This window comes from Rhodococcus sp. IEGM 27 (genome assembly GCF_033142305.1).
GTDB lineage: Bacteria > Actinomycetota > Actinomycetes > Mycobacteriales > Mycobacteriaceae > Rhodococcus_F > Rhodococcus_F oxybenzonivorans.
The window spans coordinates 1-19,305 of record NZ_JAWLSG010000007.1 but is presented as its reverse complement, the minus strand read 5'-3'; the positions used below and the strand labels follow the sequence as shown (position 1 = coordinate 19,305).

At 66.2% G+C, this 19,305-nt stretch carries 16 protein-coding genes and 1 pseudogene; 9 read left to right on the top strand and 8 right to left on the bottom strand.

From position 1 onward, the window contains the following. Positions 1-30 precede the first annotated feature (30 nt). Positions 31-666 carry a DUF1326 domain-containing protein gene (locus R4P95_RS23310; RefSeq protein WP_317744839.1) on the bottom strand — a complete coding sequence of 212 codons (636 nt, stop codon included), beginning with the start codon at positions 664-666 and terminating at the stop codon, positions 31-33. Between the two features lie 456 nt (positions 667-1,122). Between R4P95_RS23310 and R4P95_RS23305 the strand changes: the two are divergent. The 4 genes and pseudogenes from R4P95_RS23305 to R4P95_RS23290 form a co-directional block, all read left to right on the top strand. After that, positions 1,123-1,236 (top strand): annotated as a pseudogene (locus R4P95_RS23305) (CoA transferase); the annotation flags it as partial. A gap of 484 nt (positions 1,237-1,720) precedes the next feature. After that, positions 1,721-1,864: a hypothetical protein gene (locus R4P95_RS23300; protein WP_213572147.1), complete on the top strand. Its 144-nt coding sequence runs from the start codon at positions 1,721-1,723 to the stop codon at positions 1,862-1,864. Positions 1,865-3,009: 1,145 nt separating this feature from the next. Continuing rightward, the gene (locus R4P95_RS23295; protein WP_317744840.1) at positions 3,010-3,294 is read left to right on the top strand and encodes a hypothetical protein; all 285 of its coding nucleotides are present in this window, start codon (positions 3,010-3,012) and stop codon (positions 3,292-3,294) included. A 165-nt stretch (positions 3,295-3,459) separates the two neighbouring features. Then, the gene (locus tag R4P95_RS23290) at positions 3,460-4,092 is read left to right on the top strand and encodes a TetR/AcrR family transcriptional regulator (RefSeq protein ID WP_317744841.1); all 633 of its coding nucleotides are present in this window, start codon (positions 3,460-3,462) and stop codon (positions 4,090-4,092) included. A 787-nt stretch (positions 4,093-4,879) separates the two neighbouring features. Here R4P95_RS23290 and R4P95_RS23285 read toward each other — a convergent pair. The 4 genes from R4P95_RS23285 to R4P95_RS23270 all read right to left on the bottom strand — a co-directional run bounded on the left by R4P95_RS23285 (position 4,880) and on the right by R4P95_RS23270 (position 9,425). Beyond that, positions 4,880-6,454: an MFS transporter gene (locus R4P95_RS23285; protein ID WP_317744843.1), complete on the bottom strand. Its 1,575-nt coding sequence runs from the start codon at positions 6,452-6,454 to the stop codon at positions 4,880-4,882. Then, positions 6,451-7,290, bottom strand: coding sequence for an LppX_LprAFG lipoprotein (locus R4P95_RS23280; protein WP_317744844.1), 840 nt, complete (start codon positions 7,288-7,290; stop codon positions 6,451-6,453). Before R4P95_RS23280 ends, R4P95_RS23285 begins: the two co-directional genes overlap by 4 nt. Before the next feature lie 525 nt (positions 7,291-7,815). Next, positions 7,816-8,856 (bottom strand): NAD(P)-dependent alcohol dehydrogenase, encoded by a 1,041-nt coding sequence (locus R4P95_RS23275; protein ID WP_317744846.1) that lies wholly within the window; start codon positions 8,854-8,856, stop codon positions 7,816-7,818. Between the two features lie 107 nt (positions 8,857-8,963). After that, entirely contained in the window at positions 8,964-9,425 is a 462-nt protein-coding gene (locus R4P95_RS23270; RefSeq protein ID WP_213572142.1) for a MerR family transcriptional regulator, read from the bottom strand. Positions 9,426-10,242: 817 nt separating this feature from the next. Here R4P95_RS23270 and R4P95_RS23265 point away from each other — a divergent pair. Together R4P95_RS23265 and helR are read left to right on the top strand one after the other, a co-directional pair. Further along, entirely contained in the window at positions 10,243-11,472 is a 1,230-nt protein-coding gene (locus R4P95_RS23265; protein ID WP_317744848.1) for a glycosyltransferase, read from the top strand. Positions 11,473-11,477: 5 nt separating this feature from the next. Next, positions 11,478-13,616 (top strand): RNA polymerase recycling motor ATPase HelR, encoded by a 2,139-nt coding sequence (gene helR, locus R4P95_RS23260; RefSeq protein ID WP_213578016.1) that lies wholly within the window; start codon positions 11,478-11,480, stop codon positions 13,614-13,616. Between the two features lie 36 nt (positions 13,617-13,652). On the opposite strand, the gene R4P95_RS23255 is transcribed toward helR, so the two are convergent. Both R4P95_RS23255 and R4P95_RS23250 read right to left on the bottom strand, forming a co-directional pair. Then, positions 13,653-14,075 (bottom strand): hypothetical protein, encoded by a 423-nt coding sequence (locus R4P95_RS23255; protein WP_213572140.1) that lies wholly within the window; start codon positions 14,073-14,075, stop codon positions 13,653-13,655. Between the two features lie 119 nt (positions 14,076-14,194). Continuing rightward, a complete protein-coding gene (locus tag R4P95_RS23250) occupies positions 14,195-14,680 on the bottom strand; it encodes a carboxymuconolactone decarboxylase family protein (protein WP_109329809.1) in 486 nt (161 codons plus the stop codon). A 150-nt stretch (positions 14,681-14,830) separates the two neighbouring features. Here R4P95_RS23250 and R4P95_RS23245 point away from each other — a divergent pair, with 150 nt between their 5' ends. After that, entirely contained in the window at positions 14,831-15,766 is a 936-nt protein-coding gene (locus R4P95_RS23245; protein ID WP_213572138.1) for an RNA polymerase sigma-70 factor, read from the top strand. A 535-nt stretch (positions 15,767-16,301) separates the two neighbouring features. On the opposite strand, the gene R4P95_RS23240 is transcribed toward R4P95_RS23245, so the two are convergent. Continuing rightward, on the bottom strand, positions 16,302-16,640 hold the full coding sequence (locus tag R4P95_RS23240; protein ID WP_005255751.1) for an RNA polymerase-binding protein RbpA: 339 nt from the start codon (positions 16,638-16,640) through the stop codon (positions 16,302-16,304). Positions 16,641-16,812: 172 nt separating this feature from the next. On the opposite strand from R4P95_RS23240, the gene R4P95_RS23235 reads away from it, so the two are divergent. Further along, positions 16,813-17,145 carry a hypothetical protein gene (locus R4P95_RS23235; protein WP_109329829.1) on the top strand — a complete coding sequence of 111 codons (333 nt, stop codon included), beginning with the start codon at positions 16,813-16,815 and terminating at the stop codon, positions 17,143-17,145. Between the two features lie 225 nt (positions 17,146-17,370). Then, on the top strand, positions 17,371-19,305 hold a 1,935-nt coding region (locus R4P95_RS23230; protein ID WP_317840481.1), incomplete at its 3' end, for a condensation domain-containing protein.

The window sequence follows — 19,305 nt, the reverse complement described above, 5'->3', positions numbered from 1 at the left end:
CACCGCCGTATCGCGGTGCACTGCTGCCTGTCAGAACTTGCCGGCCGCTCCGGCGGGCGCCATCCGGTTCTCGCTGGACCACTCGACGCGTGAGTAGTACGCGTTGTTGCCCGGGTGCTCGAATGTCACTCCGTCGGCGTCGAGTCGCAGCACCGAGGTAGTGCCGATCTGTCCGTCCTGGAAGATGAACCCGTCCTCGAGCACCATGTGCGGTTCGTGCTTCTCCCCGGTCACCGGGTTTGTGAAGCTCTGCATCTGAACTACCAATTTGTCGCCGACCTGGACTCGGGAATCTGTGTCCCGGTCGTCGATCTCGATCGTCTCGAAGTAGGGACCATGGATCTCGCTGACGGTCGCGGCGAGGATCTCCCAGGGCAGACCGGGATCCTCGGCGGTGAGAATCGGAATGAGGGCCTCCTGCTGGGCGGGGTTCGCGTCTATGAACAGGGCCATCGTTCCGTTGCCTTCGTGGATGGCGCCGGGCCATTTCACCGCGCTGGCGACCTTCGCCCCCGTCAGGTCGACGCCGTCGCGTTCACCTCCGGTGACCTCGAATCCGACCACACCGTCACAGTTTCCGTGGGTGGGGAAGCCGCTCATGTTGCACGGGCACCCCAGGTCGCAGTTGCAGGCTTCGTAGTAGTTTGCCGAGATTCGCCAGGCCATGTCCCTCACTCCTCGTCGCTGAATCGTTTCGCTAGGTCATCATGCGCAGCCCTTGTGGGTGCCCCCGCAATCCATCCGTTCAGCGCACAGCCGACAGCCCCGGATCGAGCCGGTATCTACCCATCCTCCCACTTCGCTACAACGCGAACAACGATCGCGGACGGGCTTTCTCGTGTCCGTTGACAGGCGCGGATTTCGTTCGGTCCGCCCTTCCTCCGACCCGCCCGTATACCGGCCACCGATCCTGCAGGCTTGTTGACTGCTCACACGCTTGTTCGCGAGATCAGCATTGGCGCGCCGTTCCCGATGTTGTGCCTCGCCCCGTTTGAAGACCACGTTGTTTCCGTATCGCGAATCCATCGCCCCTGAACTGGCGGGTGTTGCAACGACCGATAGACCCTAGGGCGCCGACCGCGGTGCCCTTCCGATCAGGGACCACGATGATCGGTCGCGTACGGACCGGACGTGTGTCTCGCACGTAACCCGCAGCTCGTGTACGGGCGGATGACGGGATGGGGGCAAGACGGACCGTTGGCTTCGACCGCAGGTCACGACATCGACTACATTGCCCCCGACAGCGAGCCGCCCGGCGACGCCTGGTCGGAATCCTTCGAGTCGATTACCTCGATGAACTGCGAGCGCCCGGTAGACATCACCTCGAACGGAGAGGTGGTTGTGGTTGCTCGACGACACGGAGCGGGATATCGGATCGATCAGGTCGCCACGATGGGGCCGTGTCGATCGCGCGGGGGGCTGGTGCCCTTGCTTGTGGTCGACGAGGGCGGGACTCCGATCGAGCCGATCCGGGGATACCTCACTGACTTGTCGCACAGCACAACAGCGCTGAATTCGTGCGAAGTTACGCGTACGGTCTGTTGCGGTGGTGGCGCTGGCTACGTGCCGTCGGTGTGGAATGGGACAAGGGTTTCCAGCTTTGCGCCATCACGACACAACCCTGTCATTCGACGACGGCTCCGACCGGTCGCCCACTCGCCGATCGCCCCGTACTGTTTCGAGTATCGAATTGCGCAGTAGCAACAACGGAAGGTGCCCGATGGGAATGCTCGACAAGGCCTTCAAGAGCGGCGTCGCGATCAAGGCCGTCCAGGTCGTCAAACGTGAGGCGTCCAAGCCGGAGAACCAGCGCAAAGCCCGGGAACTGGTTACCAAGCTACGTCAGAAGCGCCGCTCACACTGAGTTGTCAGCCCGGCCGATTCCCGGAGCTGTGCGGAGTGGATTGAGACGGCGTGTGACTCGTCGCCGACGCTCGAGTCGTCGATCGACTCTCCGTCGTGCAAGTGGTAGGACTCTTCGGAGTCGATCCGATAGCAGAGCCCTCGAGGGAGGCCGGGCGCAGCGCGGATGTCACGGTGGATACGATCGGTGGCGTTCCCAGACATCCTCCCCCCAGATTGTGTTCTGGTGAACACCCCCGATGTCCAGTGTCACCCCCCGACCTGGACACCTGTGCCCCAGCATCACCCCCCGGTGCTGGGGCACACCGGTTTCCGGTGGTCGCGTAAGCCTGCCTGGGTACCCACCTCTCGCGGTGTCGACGGCCCCTCGAAGGATCTGGAGCGCCTGCTGGTCATTTCTGGTTGGCGGCGGCCGGAGTGATGTCGACGGCCGCTTGTCCCGTCGGTGCACTGGACCGCTTCGTTGCGTTGCCGATTGGTTGTCAGGCGGACCCGGGCGAATTCGGCGGCGGCACTGGCCAGGACACCACCGACGGCGAAAACCGCGAATCCGACGGCCGGCTGCCCGGTATCGATCGTCAGCAGTGCGGTCAGTGCGCATAGTAACCCGAGAGCGGAGAGCGCGAACGGCGAAAACCGGTGCATGACAATATTGTTCTCCTATCGACGACGAGGTGCTTACCTGGGCGCGTGTCCAACCTAGATGCTCTTCCCGGCACCGCGACGTCACCGGCGCTCGCTGTCGGCCGACCGGTGGTCCACCTGGCGGTTGTCACTGATTGAGACCACCGATCCCGTTTATCGAATATCGCACAGCAGTACCCGGAGTTTCCCCCGAAAGGCACAAGAAGATACTGACCGGCCCGAACCGAACGAAAGGCCATGTCCTGTGGACGACCGATCGACGAATTGGACTACCGATCAAATGATGAATGGACGGTCGACCAATATGGGGGAATTTTTCGGAATGCTTCCGGGGTAGGGGAATGGGCAGATTTCGGGCCCGCGTCCAGGTGCTGGGGCGGCAGCAGCAGGGTGTCATCCACGGTGCGCCCTCGCGGCGATGCAGGACGGATGGGACCGGTGGGGCTGCGGATCATCGTCAGCGGCGGACGCCCCAGCTGACAAGGAAGTTCGAGTGCCGGTATGAGCATGTTCTGGATGGTTGAGGTGCTGGCCGCCACGCTGGTCGTGGTTGCCGTGTCGTTCGCCGCGGCGGTCACCGCCGACACGGTGTGTCGACGATCTCGCATACAGGTGCTGGAAGTGGCCGATCGCGCTGCCTCCGAACGGGAGTCGCGGATGCGCACCGTCGAGACCAGTCGCCGAGATCGGGATTGGCACAAGGCCGCGATATGGGCGTGGACGATCTGGGTTGCCACCTCCGCGATCGCGGTCGCGTTCGTCGGCGTGCTGATCATCGTGGGATGAGGATCGGTTGCGCCGGCACCACTTTGTCAGCACGGCGTGGGACCGGCGGATCGGAGCCGCACAAGGGTCGTTCGAGCACGGGCGCCCCAGCTCCACACGACAACTCGATCGGTATTCGGGCCCGTCCTCCCCCCGGGCAAACTGTCGAGCAACTACGCTCGATCGATGGCGAATAGACTCCCGGCGGACAAGCGGCGCGCGCAGATCCTCGAGGCGGCGTTGACGATCGCGGCCGAGCAGGGTGTCGCCGCGCTGACCATGCGCCCGCTCGCCGAGGCGGCCGGGGTTTCGCTCGGGGTGTTGCATTACCATTTCGACGACAAGGACACCCTCCTCACACATCTCGGGGAAACCCAAATCCTGCAGGTCAACGACGGGATGCGGGTGGTGTTCGGGCAGTACACTCAACCCGGCCTGACCGGGATCCCGGCGCTCGCGGACCTTCTGCGTGCCGGAATTCGCGGATTGTGGCCGATCATCGAAGCAACACCCAACCATCAGCTGCTGACCTACGAGATCACCGCCCACGCGCTGCGGCAACGCAGCGCCGGCAACGTGTCGGCCGGGGCGATCGCCGAGCAGCAATACCGCACCCTGGACGTGGAAACCGTCGCGTTCCTCGATCTGTGCGCGAAGCGAGCCGGGGTCACCTGGATCACTCCGGTCGAGCAGGTGGCCCGGTTCGTGCTCGCATTCATGAACGGGCTGGTGCTGCGCTGGCTGGTCGACGGGGACAGCGACGCCGCCCTGTCCGCCCTCGATGATCTCGTGCAGATCCTCACGACCAAGGCGCGCTGACCGTCTCCAGTGGAGGGGCACCCCTGCTATCCGTCGCGGGGTGGGCGTTCGCGTCGCACAGCATGATGAGCAGCATGGTGCAGTTTCGGATCGCTCAGCCCGCTTGTGGGTGCCAGGCCCGGTACGGTGGTGACCCTCCCGGCCGAAAGGGGTCTGGCGGCGGAGGGTCTGGCTGTCGCGGCGGGGTTGCCGTCCGAGATGACGCGGCCGCACACCCATCGGATACCCGTATCCGGACGGGTTACCCCTCAGCCGAAAACGGCTCTGCCAGTGCGGCCGGCCTGTTGATTGCTGACCTCGTCGGTGGCCGCCGCCCTGAGGTCGGGATGGTGGCAAGCGACTCGCCGTCCCCGAAATCGTGCACGCCGGGTGGGGGAGCGAGTCCGACGCCGAACACCTCGAAGCCGCGTTCAACATCAGGACGGTGGCGAACCGGGGTAGTGACAAGTTCTTCCTTTGGGTGCAGGCACTTGCGTTCTTCCTTTGGGTGCAGGCACTTGCGACACTCGCCGATAGACACCCATCGGGTCGGGGAGCGGTGATCACGATGGTGCACCACACGGGACTGGTGGGATCGGGCGCGGCGCTACCGGGGTGAATCCAGAGGTCGGGGAACTAGCGGCCGGTCACCGCAGGAGGGCGCAGGCACGTCGCGGCGCCGGCGCCGGTCATCCCGCCCCCTGGGCAACGCCATATCCGTTGTTTTCGGGCGATTACTACGGGAACCCCGGCTCCAGGAGTTGAATACTGCAGAAACGTGTACTCGGTCAGGTCGCCGTTCGACGGGCTATGTCCGCTTGGTGATGCTGTTCTCGCCGGAGTCCGGAGCCTGGGCTGGGCGGCGGCCGAGGAACAGGGCCAGCAGCGCTCCCGCTACGCACACCGCCGACGTGATCAGAAATATCTCCGTGTACTGGGTAAGCAGAGCCTGGTCGACTGCCGCGGTGTACTCGGCTAGCTCCCGTGCCGCCTGCTCGGGAGGTTTGCCGACGGGGAACGGCACCTGGAGGTTCGCGGTCAGGCTGTGGAATCGGTGCAGCCCCCACGCGGATAACGCGGCGACTCCGACGAGCATCCCGGTCATCCGCGCGACCACCACACCGGCCGAGGCGATCCCGTGCTGGGTCGACGGCACGGCGCGGAGCACCGCAACGGAGAGCGGCGCGATCACCAGGCCGAGACCTAGCCCCGCGATGGCAAGGTCGGTGTCCAGCCGGGGCATGGCAATCGGCCCGAGCTGATACGACGCGGACAGTACGTCCATCGGCCACCCGGCCATCTGGAGGTAACCCACCGCGGCCGCCAGCATGCCGGCCGCCGCGACCACGCGGTCGCCCAGTCGTGCTGTGAGCAGCCCGCCGAGCAGCGCGCCGACCGGTAGCGCGACAAGGAACCGCAGCAGCAGTATGACCGCTCCTCGGTCGTCCCGGTCGAGTAGCGACTGGGCGAACAGGTCGACGTCCACCAGGGTCACCATCAGCGCGACGCCTGCCGCTGAGGACACTCCGAGCGCGGCTAGGAATGCGCCCATCCGGACGTTAACCGGGTCGATCAGCCGGGTCTTGGCGTGCAGCTCCCAGCCGACGAAGGCGATGGTCGCGACACCGACCCCAGCCAGCATCGGCCCGCCCCACGGTGGCAGCACGGCCGTACGTGGGTCCGGGTTGTACAGCGCGACGACGGCCAGGCCGAGTGCGACCGCGAGCAGCAGCCCCCCGGCCACGTCCACCCGGACGGGCGCACGCGCGCGATCGCGGCGCGGCACCGAAACCTGCACCGCGATCATGGCGAGTGCGCCGAGCGGAACGTTCATCCAGAACACGCCGCGCCAGCCGGCGATGCCGAACGCGCCTGGCCACACTGCAAGACCTGCGATCGCCACCCCGTACAGCGGGCCGAGCACGCTGCCCAGCTCCTGCGCGGCACCCACCGTTCCGAGCACGTTCGACCGCGTGTGGGTTGCCCACAGATCAGCGGCAAGCGCCATGGTCACCGGCAGCAACGCTCCACTGGCGACACCCTGGACCACCCGCCCGGCAACGAGCATGGGCAGGTCGTCGGCGAGCGCGGTGACCACCGAGCCGATCAGGAACCCGGCGAGACACCCCTGCAGCAACAGCTTGCGACCGAACCGGTCCGATGCCTGGCCGAGCAGCGGCATCGCGGCGATATAGCCGAGCAGGTACCCGGTGACGATCGGGGTCACCCGCTCCAGCCGGTTCACCGGGATCAGCAGGTCGTCCATGATCTGCCGGAACATGCTCACCACCACGTAGGTGTCCAGCGCGCCGAGCAGCACGGCGAGCGCCGCGGCGCCGATGGCGACGGCCCGGCTCCGCCGCGGGCTCAGCTCGATACTCACGCCGGGGGTGTCACCGTCACGGGCTTGTCCAAGTCGGACACCACCACGTCGACGGTCGGGGCGTCTTCGCCGTCCGGCTTCGGGAAGGTAACCAGCGTTCTGATCGGGAGGTGCATGCCGTCCTCGTCAAGCCAGACCGTGATGTCCACCTCGGACTCGACCCCGGGAACGATGTTGCCCACGGCGTCCTTACCCGCACGTCCGGTGATCTTGTACGCCGATGTCCCGTCAACCTTTTCCCTTGCCTCGGTCGTCGCGCCGGTGATGCTGGTCAGCACCTTCGCGAAACCCCGGTCCGGGTCGAGGATGGCGGACGGGTCGTAGTACTCGGAGGTGAGCGAGGACGGATACCGCTGAAAGGTGCCGGTCGGGCCCTTCAAATACAGCGAGTCGTCGACCAGCACGAATTCACCTTCGATCAGCTGGCCGGCCAGGGTGAGCTTCACGGTGCCCTTCGCGCCACCGGCCGGACCGCCCTCCCTGGTCAGGTCGCCCTCGGCGGTCTGTACGCTGATGCCGGGAATCGAGCCGTTGACGGTCATCGTGAAGTGGGCGCTCCTGACATCGCGGACGGCGGACGCCGACTCACCGAGCAGCCTGGCCGCGTCCGGCAGGTTCGCGGTTTCTCCCGGAGTGGTGTCGGTGGTGCAGCCGGTGACGACCGCCGCGCTGAAGGCGAGGGTCCCGAGGAAGATGCGGCGGGTGAGCATGTCCGCATCGTAGGACGCCGGATCCGAAAACGTCTGGGCTTTGCGGCCGGAACCGAGGTCGTTGTGGGACGCGCGAAGGTCACCCGGTCCTCGACCCGCGCAGCGCTCGGCCGGATCATGCCCCACCACCCGCCACCAAATCCGCCACCTGGCGGGCAGCGCACGACGGTGCGGTGCGAGAGCACCGCCGATGGATCCGCGACCAGCAGCTGCTTCCACATCGGGTGATAGAGCACCGAGAACGAGCCCAGAGGGTCGCCTGCCAGCTCGGCGCCGTCCACCAACGGCCGCAGCTCGAATACCGAAGTCGCTTTCTGCAACGCCGAACCCGTAGGTATCGAAGTTGCGGGTTGGTCCCGAGTCGGTGGGGTCGCGAGAGTGATCAGGACGACGCCCCGAGCGTCAATGGCCAGGTGGCACACCAAGTCCCGCACGGGCAGTCGGTGCAGCCGGAAGGCTATGTGAAGTCCTCGTCCGGACGTTCGGCGACTGTCGTGCGCAACGCTGCCCAAGAATGTGAGAAAAGGTCCTCAACGGCAAAGGTAGTGCGGTGCAGCAATAGCGGACAAGCATAGTCGGCGGGGCCTCAACACCTACGGGGGTTTGTGTGTGGGTGAACGCCCGCCTTGTCCGGCGGGCGTTCACGGTGGGTCAGTTGAGGGTGGCGGTGTCGACGACAAATCGGTATCGGACGTCGGAGGTGAGGACCCGCTCGTATGCCTGGTTGATCCGGTCGGCGGAGATCACTTCGATTTCGGATCCGATGCCATGGTCGGCGCAGAAGTCGAGCATCTCCTGGGTCAGGGCGATGCCGCCGATCATCGACCCGGCGAAGTTGCGGCGGCCGCCGATCAGCGACATCACGTTCAGGCCGAGCGGCTCGGCTGGAGCACCGACATTGACCAGGGAACCGTCGACGGCGAGGAGTTCGAGGTAGGCGTTGAGGTCGATTGCGGCGCTGACCGTGTTGATGATGAGGTCGAACCGGCCGGCGAGCTGCTCGAAAGTGCTGGGGTCGGAGGTGGCGTAGTACGCGTCTGCGCCGAGGCGCAGTCCGTCCTCCTGCTTCTTCAGCGACTGGGACAGGACGGTGACCTCGGCGCCGAGGGCGTGGGCGATCTTGACGGCCATGTGCCCGAGCCCGCCGAGGCCGACGATGGCAACCTTCTTGCCGGGACCGGCGCCCCAGCGGCGCAGCGGGGCGTAGGTGGTGATCCCGGCGCACAGCAGGGGAGCTGCGGCAGCCGGGTCCAAGCTTTCCGGGACGGACAGGACGTAGTCGGCATCAACGACGACGTGGGTGGAGTAGCCACCCTGGGTGGTGGTGCCGTCACGGTCGACGCCGGCGTAGGTGGGGACCATGCCGTCGGTGCAGTACTGCTCGTCGCCGCCCCGGCAGTTGATGCACTGGCCGCAGGAGTTGACCATGCAGCCGACGCCCACACGGTCACCGACCTTGTGGCGTGTGACGTCGGCGCCGACCTCGGCGACGATGCCGACGATTTCGTGCCCGGGCACGACCGGGAAGGGTTGCGGACCCCAGTCGCCGTTGACGGTGTGGATGTCGGAGTGGCAGATGCCTGCGTACTGAATTTCGATGAGGACGTCGTGGGAGCTGACGTCGCGGCGCTCGATGGTGGTGGGGACCAACGGCTGGCCCGCGGCGGGAGCGGCGTACGCGTTGACGCGCATGGCAAATCTTCCTTCTTCTCTGGTGGTCACTTCGGTAGTGATAGGCAGGGTGGCGTCACCGGTGGCGCATCCGTCGACGGGCGAGCACCGGGCGTGCGGGGTGTGGACTATCGCTTCTTGATGTTCTTGAGGTCGTCAGCCAGTGCGCTCGCCTCGGCCGCGAGGAGCGCGGCACGGGCCTCGTCGCCCGCGTCGATCGCGTGCCAGTAGTCGATCTTCAGGTCGACGTAGCGTTGACGGAGTGCCATCTGCCGGGCCTCGACTGCAAGTTGTTGCCGGCGTTGGGTCAGCAATTCGATCTGCGCGGGGGCGGCCCCGGCCCCGAGTTGTGCGTTGGCGACGTACTCTTTCATGTCGCTGACCGACATCCCGGTTGCCGCCAGGCACGCGATTGCCAACAGCTGTCCCAAGTCGTTCTCGTCGTAGACCCTGTGTCTACTGCTCTCCCCACGGCTGATCGGCGCGATCACACCGACCGACTCGTAGTAACGCAGCGTGCTGGCCGGAAGTCCGGTCAGTGCGGCCGCGTCCTTGATCGTGTAGTCGCGTGGGGTGGTTCGTGCACTCACGACATAAACGCTAAGAACTTCAAGTACTTGAAGTCAAAGGTTGAGTGGGTCACACCCGAGGGCCTCGTCGAGTTCTGCCGATGTGTCGGTTGAATCGGAGTCCTGATTGGTCGCAAGTTGGAAGTCCGGTTGCAACGATTGCGCCGAGTCCGGGTTTGGGCTGGAGCAACTCCGGTCGCTGCATCAGCAACTGTCGCAGCCGCGGAGCCATCAATAGGGTGACGGCGCTGGTGCTGAGGAATCCGACCGTCGTTTCGTACCCCGCGACCACCATCAGTGAGGCGGTGCCCACCGCTTCGGACTCCCAGAGCCGGTCGGCTCGTCGGGCGGCGACGAGCTCGCTGAACAAGTCATCGGCCGGGCACTCGGCCTTGGCGGCCAGCAGCGAGTCCGCATCACCGCGGGCGATATCTGCTGTCCGATAGCTGCAGGACGGATCGGGTATGCCCGAGGTTCATGCTTACCGCCTTGACGGTTCGGGGGCGAGGCAAACGAATCGCCTGTGCGGCAGACATTCTCGCCTGACCAAAGTTGCGAAGTTGACTCAGGGGAGCCGCAGCAGCGTGGCGCCCACACGTTGATCGCCGACCTCGCTGCAACGGTCGTTGGAGTGGTCTGCACCGGCCGTTCCCGTTGGCACGCGTCGCGTTCGAGCAATTTCTGGGGGGAGGAATGCGTCCGCGACCGGACGCGAAGGAAGGAGACGAACTCTCTTCCACTTTCAATGTATAGCGCACCCGGGGTCTTGCGGCAAGGCCCGGGTTGTGCCGCACACTTACCGGCCTGAGCCGGAACCGGCGGAAATGGGGGACATGAAGTGCGTGTGTTGTTGTCGACGTATGGGTCGCGCGGTGATGTCGAACCGTTGGTGGGACTCGTGGTGCAGTTGCAGGACCTCGGCACGGAGGTGCGGGTGTGCGCGCCGCCGGACGAGGACTTCGCGCAGCGCCTGGCTGGTGTCGGCGTATCGATGGTGCCGGTCGGGCAGTCGGCGCGTGCGCTGACGACCGCGGCACCGTCTTCGGCGGACCTGCCCCGGCGCGCGGCTGAGTTGATCACCGCTCAGTTCGAGGCGGTCACTGCTGCGGCCGAGGGATGTGACGGGTTGGTCGCGACCGGTGTGATGCCTGCGGCGGCTGGTGCGCTGTCGGTGGCCGAAAAACTGGGTATTCCGTCGGTGTCCGTGACCTTTCAGCAGCTCACCTTGCCGTCACCGCATCGCCCGCCGCTGGCGTATCCGGGCCGGCCGTTCCCGCCGGATGTGACGGACAACCGGACACTGTGGGACCTGGACGCTCAGAGCATCGATGCGCTTTTCGGTGAGGCGCTCGACACCAGCCGGGCGTCGATCGGCCTGCCCCCGGTACGCCACGTTCGCGACTACGTCTTCGGCGACCGGCCGTGGCTCGCGACTGACCCGATCCTGGACCCGTGGCGGGGGACGTCAGACCTCGACGTCGTCCAGACCGGCGCGTGGATCCCGCCCGACGACCGCCCACTTCCTGCCGACTTGGTGGTATTTCTGGACGCCGGCACACCGCCGGTGTATGTGGGCTTCGGCAGCATGCCCATGGGAGCGGCGAAGGACGCCGCCAGGGTGGCCATCGAGGCGATCCGCGCGCAGGGGCGCCGCGCACTTGTCGGGCGGGGTTGGGCGGACCTTGCCCTGATCGACGACCTCGACGACTGCTTCGCCGTCGGCGAGGTCAATCAGCAGGCACTGTTCACCCGGGTAGCCGCCGTCGTGCACCACGGCGGCGCGGGAACGACGACGACGGCCACACGGGCAGGCGCGCCACAGGTGGTGGTACCGCAGGTGGTGGACCAGCCGTACTGGGCCGGACGAGTGGCCGCTATGGGTATCGGCGCAGCGCACGACGGTCCGGTTCCGACCTTCGAGTCGCTGTCGGCAGCACTCACGGCGGCGCTGACTCCTCAGACCAGAGCACGGGCGGCCACCGTGGCGGGCACGATCCGCACGGACGGGGCAGCGGTCGCCGCGACGCTGCTGCTCGACATGATCGACCGGCCCACGGATCGGAGCTGATGACTGTGAACCCCTTGACTACCACGGCATTCGACCTTCCCGACCACCTCACGGCGAAGGCCGACCCGGCGCTGATCGCCGGGGACGAGCGGCACTTCGCCGCGATCGCAGCAAGCCTCGAACAGTCCATCGCCGACCTGTCCCGCCGCATCGATGCCGAACGCAAGACGCCCCGCCGTCTGGGCCAGGAGGCGATGGAGCGGGACATGATGGTTCACGAGCTGAACGCTCAGCTGCGCGCCTTGCGCCGCTTCGGCTTGGACCTGTGCCTCGGACACATCGTCAGAACTGACAACCCCGAGCCCGTGTATGTCGGACGCCTCGGCCTCATGGACAGCGCGGGCAATCAGCTGCTGGTCGACTGGCGTTCGCCCGCGGCCGAGCCGTTCTTCGGGGCCACCCACGCCAACCCGCTGGGCCTGACCCGCCGTCGCAGGTATCGCTGGACCCGCGGGCGGATCAGCGATTTTTGGGACGAGGTGTTCACGCCGGACGGGTTCGAAGGGAACGCGGCGCTCGACGACCAGTCCGCGTTCATCGCCAGCCTCGGCGGCAACCGGACTGCCCGGATGCGGGACGTGCTCGGCACCATCCAGGCCGACCAGGACGCCATCATCCGCGCGGGATCGAGCGGCGCACTCGTCGTCGACGGTGGGCCGGGTACAGGTAAGACCGTCGTCGCGCTGCACCGCGCCGCGTATCTGCTCTACTCCGACCCTCGACTCCGTCACGGGGTGCTGTTCGTCGGACCACACGAGCCCTACCTGGCCTACGTCGCCGACGTCTTGCCCAGCCTCGGCGAAGAGGGCGTCCAGCTGTGCACCCTGCGCGACCTCGTCACCGAGGGCGCCGCCGCCCGGGTCGAGCAGGATCCGGAGGTGGCGCGCCTGAAGTCATCCGCGGATCTGGTGAAGGCGATCGGCGCGGCCGTCGAGTTCTACGAGGACCCGCCCACCGAGGGCATGACGGTCGCGACCGACTGGACCGACATCTGGCTGAGCGCCGACGACTGGGCCGAGGCATTCGAAGCGCCTGAACCCGGCACTCCGCACAACGAGGCGCGAGAGCAGATCTGGGAGCTGCTGCTCACGATCCTGATCGACAAGTACGACGGTGACGTTCCGGCAGCCCAACTCCGGAAGTCGTTGCAGCTGAACGACGAATTGCGCGCAACCCTCGACAACGCATGGACCCTGGTCGAAGCCGCCGACCTCGTCGCAGACCTGTGGTCGGTGCCCGCCTACCTGCGCAAGTGCGCACCTTGGCTCAGCGACGACGAGATTCGGAAGTTGCAACGCGCGGACGCCCAGAATTGGACGGTGTCCGACCTGCCACTGTTGGATGCGGCACGGCAGCGACTCGGGGACCCGGAGGCGTCACGACGCCGACGTCGGTATGACGCCTCCGTAACTGCCGAACGCGCGCGCATGAGTGACGTCGTCGACGACCTGATCGCGGCCGACGACTCGGAAATGCTCGTGATGTCGATGCTGCGTGGCCAGGACCTGCAGCAGTCCCTGGTCGACGAGACCGCTCTGCCGAGCTCCGACCCGGACTTGCTCGCCGGCCCGTTCGCGCACATCGTGGTGGACGAGGCTCAGGAACTGACGGATGCGGAGTGGCAAATGTTGTTGCCGCGCTGCCCGTCTCGCAGCTTCACCATCGTCGGGGACCGGGCCCAGGCCCGGCACGGCTTCACCGAGTCGTGGCACGAACGGCTCGGGCGGATCGGGTTCGATCGGATCGACCTCGCCGCACTGAGCATCAACTACCGGACCCCGGAAGAGATCATGACGGAAGCCGAACCGGTCATCCGTACCTTCCTCCCGGACGCCAACGTGCCGACCTCCATCCGCAGCAGCGGCAACCCCGTCTTACACCGATCGAGGTCGGAGCTGGGCTCGATCCTCGACGCCTGGCTCGAATCGAACTCCGACGGGATCGCATGCGTCATAGGCGATCCCGCGTTTCGGTCGACGTCGCGTATCCGGTCGCTGACACCGGAGCTGTCGAAGGGGCTCGAGTTCGACCTCGTCATTCTGGTCGACCCGGCGTCGTTCGATGAGGGGATCGAAGGAGCCGTCGACCGCTACGTCGCCATGACGCGGGCAACCCGGCAACTCGTCATCCTCACGAGTTCCTGACACCTGCCGACCATAGGCAGGGGCCGCCCCCTAGGACTACATCAGTTCGCCGCCAGTCGCCTGCAATTCCAGATAGTCGCGCACCAACAGGGGAGAACAGGGTGTGGACACGTCGGCCCAGGGAGAGTGGTCGGGTAGTTGCAGTGGCAGCGTTTCGGGTATCGCTTCGCGACACCGGATGCCGGCCCGCAGTGGCGGCGTCAACGAGTTCCACCACGTGTCGAGTGCACATCTGCAGTGGGCGAGGTAGTCCGAGAGTGGTCCCTGCAGAAGCGCAATCTGCGGTACCGAATCAGCCTTACCACTGATAGCTGCGACGCACGAGTTTCCGCACACGGTCATCACCTGACCGATGAACTGTGGCGGCATTATGCCTTCCGGGTTTCGTAGCAGGGCGAGGCGCGCGCCGGCGGAAAGGGCTTCATACGCCGCTTCGGGGTCGATTGCCTCGTCACCCATGCCACGACGGTACTCGGATGTGGTCGTCTGCTACCAGGAACCGCGCTAGTTGGCTTTTCCGGTCCGGTGAAGGATCGCCGAGCGGCTGGCGATCCTTCACCGGGCATTGGGTCTGCCGGTCAGCTCGTCATACTGGCGAACATGCCGGGTTCGTAGGACCCGGCGGGATTACGCACGATCACGTTGATCCGGTTGGCGGCATTGATCAGGGCCACCAGGGACACCAGCGCGGCGATCTGGTCGTCGTCGTAGTACTTGCGCACCTGCGACCAGGTCTCGTCGGACACGCCGTGGTGGGCGTCGGCGAGCCGGGTGCCTTCCTCTGCGAGTGCCAGCGCGGCCCGCTCGGCCTCGGTGAACACGGTGGCCTCACGCCAGGCGGCGACCAGATTGAGCCGGATCGGGGTCTCGCCCGCGGCCGCGGCATCCTTGGTGTGCATGTCGGTGCAGAATCCACAGCCGTTGATCTGGCTGGCCCGGATCTCGACGAGGTGCTGGGTGGCCTTCGGCAGCGGTGATTGATCGATCACCAGGGCCGCGTTCGCGAACCGCTTGGCGAACTTCATGGCAATCTCATTGTCGAACAGGTCGAATCGGGCATCCATGGCTTCGTCCTCACTCGTGGTGTCGTGCTGATCTGTACGAACATGAGATGCCGGCGACCCGATCGTTGTGACACAAGTTCCGGATGTCACAAAACGGCGGCGTCCGGTGTCTGGTGTGTGACCCAGAACGACAGAGAAGAGGAGCCACCCATGGCCGGCACGTCGCAGACCACGCCCGCAGATAGTGGCGGGAGCCGAGACGATCGTTCGGACCCCGCTACCGACGCGTTCGTCGCCCACCGCAACTTGCTGTTCACCGTCGCCTACGAGATGCTCGGCTCGGCCACCGACGCGGAAGACATCCTCCAGGAAACCTGGCTGCGCTGGTCAGGCGTCGATCTCGCCACGGTGCGCAATCAGCGTGCGTATCTCGTCCGGATCACCACCCGCCAGGCCCTCGTCCGGCTGCGGACGCTCAGTCGGCGCAAGGAGTCCTACGTCGGCCCATGGTTGCCCGAGCCGCTGCTGACCGCACCCGATGTGGCCGAGGATGTCGAGTTGGCCGACAGCGTCTCGATGGCGATGCTGCTGGTGCTCGAGACGCTCGCACCGACCGAGCGGGCGGTGTTCGTGCTGCGTGAGGTGTTCGACCTGGAGTACGGCGAGATCGCAGCCGCCGTCGGCAAGAGCCCGGATGCTGTCCGTCAGATCGCGCACCGGGCGCGGGGCCATGTCGCGGCGCGCCGACCGCGCGGCGTCGTGTCCCCGGCCGAATCCCGAGACGCACTCGAGGCGTTCCAGCGGGCACTCGAGACGGGTGATCTGCAGAGCCTGCTCGACCTGCTCGCACCCGACGTAGTCCTCTTGGGTGACGGCGGCGGGGTCAAGCAGGCTGTGCCGCGACCGATCGTGGGGGCCGACAAAGTGGGTCGCCTGCTGGCGGCCGGCCTGCCGCGGATCGACGGCCAGGTGTCGGTCGAGCCGGTGCAGATCAATGGCTGCCCAGCTCTGATCGTTCGGCTCGACGGGGAGATCGACGACGTCGTGGCGGTGCGGATGGACGACGGCATGATCACCGGGCTCTACATCGTGCGCAATCCCGAGAAGCTCTCACGCGTCGAGCGGGAAACCGCGGTGAGCCGCTGAGGCCTGCAAGGGCCCGGCTACCTCTGATGAATCGATCGATGCGCCGAACAGACCGAAAGGTTTTAACGAGGCGCCGACGGGAATACCACACGCGGCGGCGCGTTGCCGGGAACGGGCTGGTGCACCCTCATTCTTTTGTCGGCGCGGCGCCGGGGCCATCCGGCCCGGCCCGTCCTGCTTGAAATTGAAACCAAACCCTTGACTCCGCCGTACCGAATAGTAGATTGAGAGCGGTCATGTGACCTACCTCTCGAGCTGACACAAGTCGGGTGGCCGGTCATACGTGGTGTTCTTCGACTGCGTGTTCGGGGCGTGACTCTCGGTTTGTGTGCCCGGAATGTAACGCGCCTGCGTTCCAGCAGATCGGAGTACGTGGATGAGTCCTGTCGCGACTGTCGCCACGCCAACGACCTATAGCAGCCAACCCATGCCCACCCTGGTAACAGCCACTGATCCCACATCGAGGACGGCACAGGCACAGCAAACGCCGCCCCAGTCGAGCCGGGACGGCGTTCGTATCGTGGGGCAGCCTGTATCAGGCTCCGCGTCGCTTGGCCTTGAGCAGGTCGAGACGCTCCTTGAGCAGCTCTTCCAGTTCTTCCTTGGAACGACGCTCGAGCAGCATGTCCCAGTGGGTACGCGGCGGCTTGACCTTCTTGGCCTCGGGTGCGGTGCCCTCGACCAGGGTGCCCTCCAGGCCGTTGCGGCAGAGCCACGTGCCCGGGATCTCGGCGTCGTCCGCGAACGGGATATCGAACACCTCACCGTTGTCGCACCGGTACTTGGCCATCCGGCGGGGTGCGAGGTCGTGGTCACGGTCGGTCTCGTAGCTCACCGCTCCGAGTCGACTCCCTCGAAGTACGCGATCTGCCATGGTTGTGTCCTCTCCTCGATCGTCTCCGCGCGAGCACGCCTGGACAGCAGCCAAGCGTTCACACTCATCTACAACGCCACGGCTTCCCGATTGGTTCCCGCACGCCGCGCAGATGCAACCTCGCCATCTTACCGGGCGGGCATCGAGGGGTCGCGCAGTAAGGTGGTGGACCATGACCGGCGCATCCCGCAGACCCGACTCGTGCGTGTGGTGCGGCCGAGAAGTCGCGGAGTCCGGGATGGGGCGACGCCGCCGGTATTGCCGCCAATCGTGCCGGCAGCGAGCGTACGAGCAGCGTACCCAGGTCAAGGGCACGAGTATCCCCGCGGATGCCGTGGTGCTCACCGCCGAGGAAGCCTCCGCCATGGTCGACCGGATCTTCCAGGTTCGTTGTGCGGCCGAGGACGTGGCGACAGCCGTTGCCGAAGGCGCGGCGGCCCATGAGCTGGAGTCGTTGTGCGCCGACCTCCTGCACCTTGCACGTGAGGCCGAACGCTTCCGCTGACACCCGGCCACGGGCAGCGAGAAGTGCTGCGCATCCTGCTCGACCGGCCCCATCCGGGTCGCCGTCGCAGATCGATGGCCATTCCGGCACGAACATCACGAATCGACGCACACCGGACCCACGCGTGAAGCACGATCAGTACAGCGTGGCGGACCGGCGACGGTCGGTTCGTCCCACGCGCTGGGTCTGCGCATCCACAGGTTTCACACCAGCTGGGGGAACGAGATGACGAGTTTGACTTCGCCGCAGCCGAACGAGCGCGCCGCCGAGGGGAACGTGCCCGATGGGGCGTTCCCACTGTCCTCGGTGCAGAGGAGCATGTGGTTCGCGCAACAGCTGAGCCCCACGGTTCCCAAGTTCATCGCCCAGTACGTCGAACTGCGGGGCCACATCGACCTGGACCTGCTGAGTGAGGCCGCCGTGCGCGCCGCCCACGAATTCCAGTCGCCGTTCCTGCGGTTGCTCGATGTCGACGGTGAGCCGTATCAGATGGTGGATCCCACCATCGACCCGTCGATCGGGTTCCGCGACTTCCGCGGTGAGGCCGACCCGCTGGCCACCGCGAAGGCGTGGATGGATGAGGACTGCGCCACTCCGCTGCGCCTGACCCGCGATCGGCTCGTCGAGATGACGGTGCTGCAGATCGGCGAACAGCACTACTTGTGGTACACAAGGATTCACCACGTCGCGCTCGACGGCTACAGCGGCATGACCATGGCCAATCGTGTTGCGGCACTCTACACATCCCTCGTCGAGGGCACCGAGCCCGAACCGAATCGGGCGCTCGATCTGCGCGAACTCTACGACCTCGATCAGAAGTACCGCTCCTCCAGCAGGTTCGAGAACGACCGCAAGTACTGGGCCGAGCGAATCGTCGGCATCGAGCACGGCAGCACCCTGGCAACCCACGACGCACCGGCCGCGGCGCAGAGCCGGCTCGAGAGCGCCACGCTGTCCGAGGCGGCCCTCGAATTCCTCGATGTCTCGGATCAGCGGGTGGGCGCGACTTCGGCGGCCGTGATGGTCGCCGGGTTCGCCTGCTATCTGTCACGGATGACGGGTCGACGGGACGTCCTGATCAATCTGCCGGTGTCGGCGCGCACCACGGCCCCCCTCCAGCGGTCCGGCGGCATGCTCGTCAACGTCGCGCCGCTGCGCATCACCGTTCGTCCCGAGGACACCGTGGCGGAACTCGTGCAGCGTGTGCAGCTGGAACTGATGGGTGCGCTGCGCCATCAGCGGTGCAGCCTCGAGGACATCCGCCGGGACGCGGGATTGTCCGGGACCGCCGAGGGTTTGGCAGGCCCGATGGTCAATGTGATGCTGTTCCACCAGACGTTCACACTGGGCTCGGTGGTGGGGGAGTATCACATCGTCACCTCGGGCCCGGTGGACGATTTGTTGGTCAACATCTATCAGGGCGGCGATGGGGAGACCCTCCTCGACTTCCGCGGCAACCCCAACCGGTACGGACCCGAGGAATTGCGGGCGCATCATCGCCGGTTCGCTGAGCTGATCGAGAAGTTCATCACCGCTGATCCGCAGACCCGGACGGCTGCCATTCACGCCGAGAGTGCCCGGCTGGCGGCGCGGGTTCTGGAACGGCAGTCCCAGCTCGATTTCTGGTCGCGTGAACTGGCGGCGCTGCCCGAGGTGACCGCACTTCCGCTCGATCGGCCGCGACCGGCGGAGCGGGACGGTGCCGGCGACGTGGTCGACTTCTCCGTCGATGCCGAGGTGCAGCGACGGGTGCACGAACTGGCACGAGACGCCGGCACGGGACCCTTCGTCGCCGTGCACGCGGCGCTCGCGATACTTGTGGGACGACTCGGGGACACCGACGACGTCGTGATCGGGACGCCTATCGTCGGCCGGGACCCGATCGACTCCGACGACCCGGAAAGTGGCACGTTCTTCAACAAGGCCGTCCTGCGCTCGCACGTGGACGGAGCGTCTTCCTTCTCCGGCCACCTCGCGCGGATCCGGGACGCCGACCGCGCTGCCTTCGCGCATGCGGCGTTGCCGTTCGACGACCTGGTTGCCCGGCTCGTCACGGAGCCGGACCCGTCACACGCACCGCTGTCCCTTGTTCCCTGGGGGTCCGCGCCGGAGAGTGAGCGGAAATGCCGCTGTATGAGCAGGTCAGGCGCTGTCTTCCCT

Bases quoted from the DNA above. Each gene is read 5' to 3' on its own strand.
- R4P95_RS23310 (WP_317744839.1), bottom strand. From the start codon at position 666: ATGGCCTGGCGAATCTCGGCAAACTACTACGAAGCCTGCAACTGCGAC.
- R4P95_RS23300 (WP_213572147.1), top strand. From the start codon at position 1,721: ATGGGAATGCTCGACAAGGCCTTCAAGAGCGGCGTCGCGATCAAGGCC.
- R4P95_RS23295 (WP_317744840.1), top strand. From the start codon at position 3,010: ATGAGCATGTTCTGGATGGTTGAGGTGCTGGCCGCCACGCTGGTCGTG.
- R4P95_RS23290 (WP_317744841.1), top strand. From the start codon at position 3,460: ATGGCGAATAGACTCCCGGCGGACAAGCGGCGCGCGCAGATCCTCGAG.
- R4P95_RS23275 (WP_317744846.1), bottom strand. From the start codon at position 8,856: ATGCGCGTCAACGCGTACGCCGCTCCCGCCGCGGGCCAGCCGTTGGTC.
- R4P95_RS23255 (WP_213572140.1), bottom strand. From the start codon at position 14,075: ATGGGTGACGAGGCAATCGACCCCGAAGCGGCGTATGAAGCCCTTTCC.
- R4P95_RS23250 (WP_109329809.1), bottom strand. From the start codon at position 14,680: ATGGATGCCCGATTCGACCTGTTCGACAATGAGATTGCCATGAAGTTC.
- R4P95_RS23245 (WP_213572138.1), top strand. From the start codon at position 14,831: ATGGCCGGCACGTCGCAGACCACGCCCGCAGATAGTGGCGGGAGCCGA.
- R4P95_RS23240 (WP_005255751.1), bottom strand. From the start codon at position 16,640: ATGGCAGATCGCGTACTTCGAGGGAGTCGACTCGGAGCGGTGAGCTAC.
- R4P95_RS23235 (WP_109329829.1), top strand. From the start codon at position 16,813: ATGACCGGCGCATCCCGCAGACCCGACTCGTGCGTGTGGTGCGGCCGA.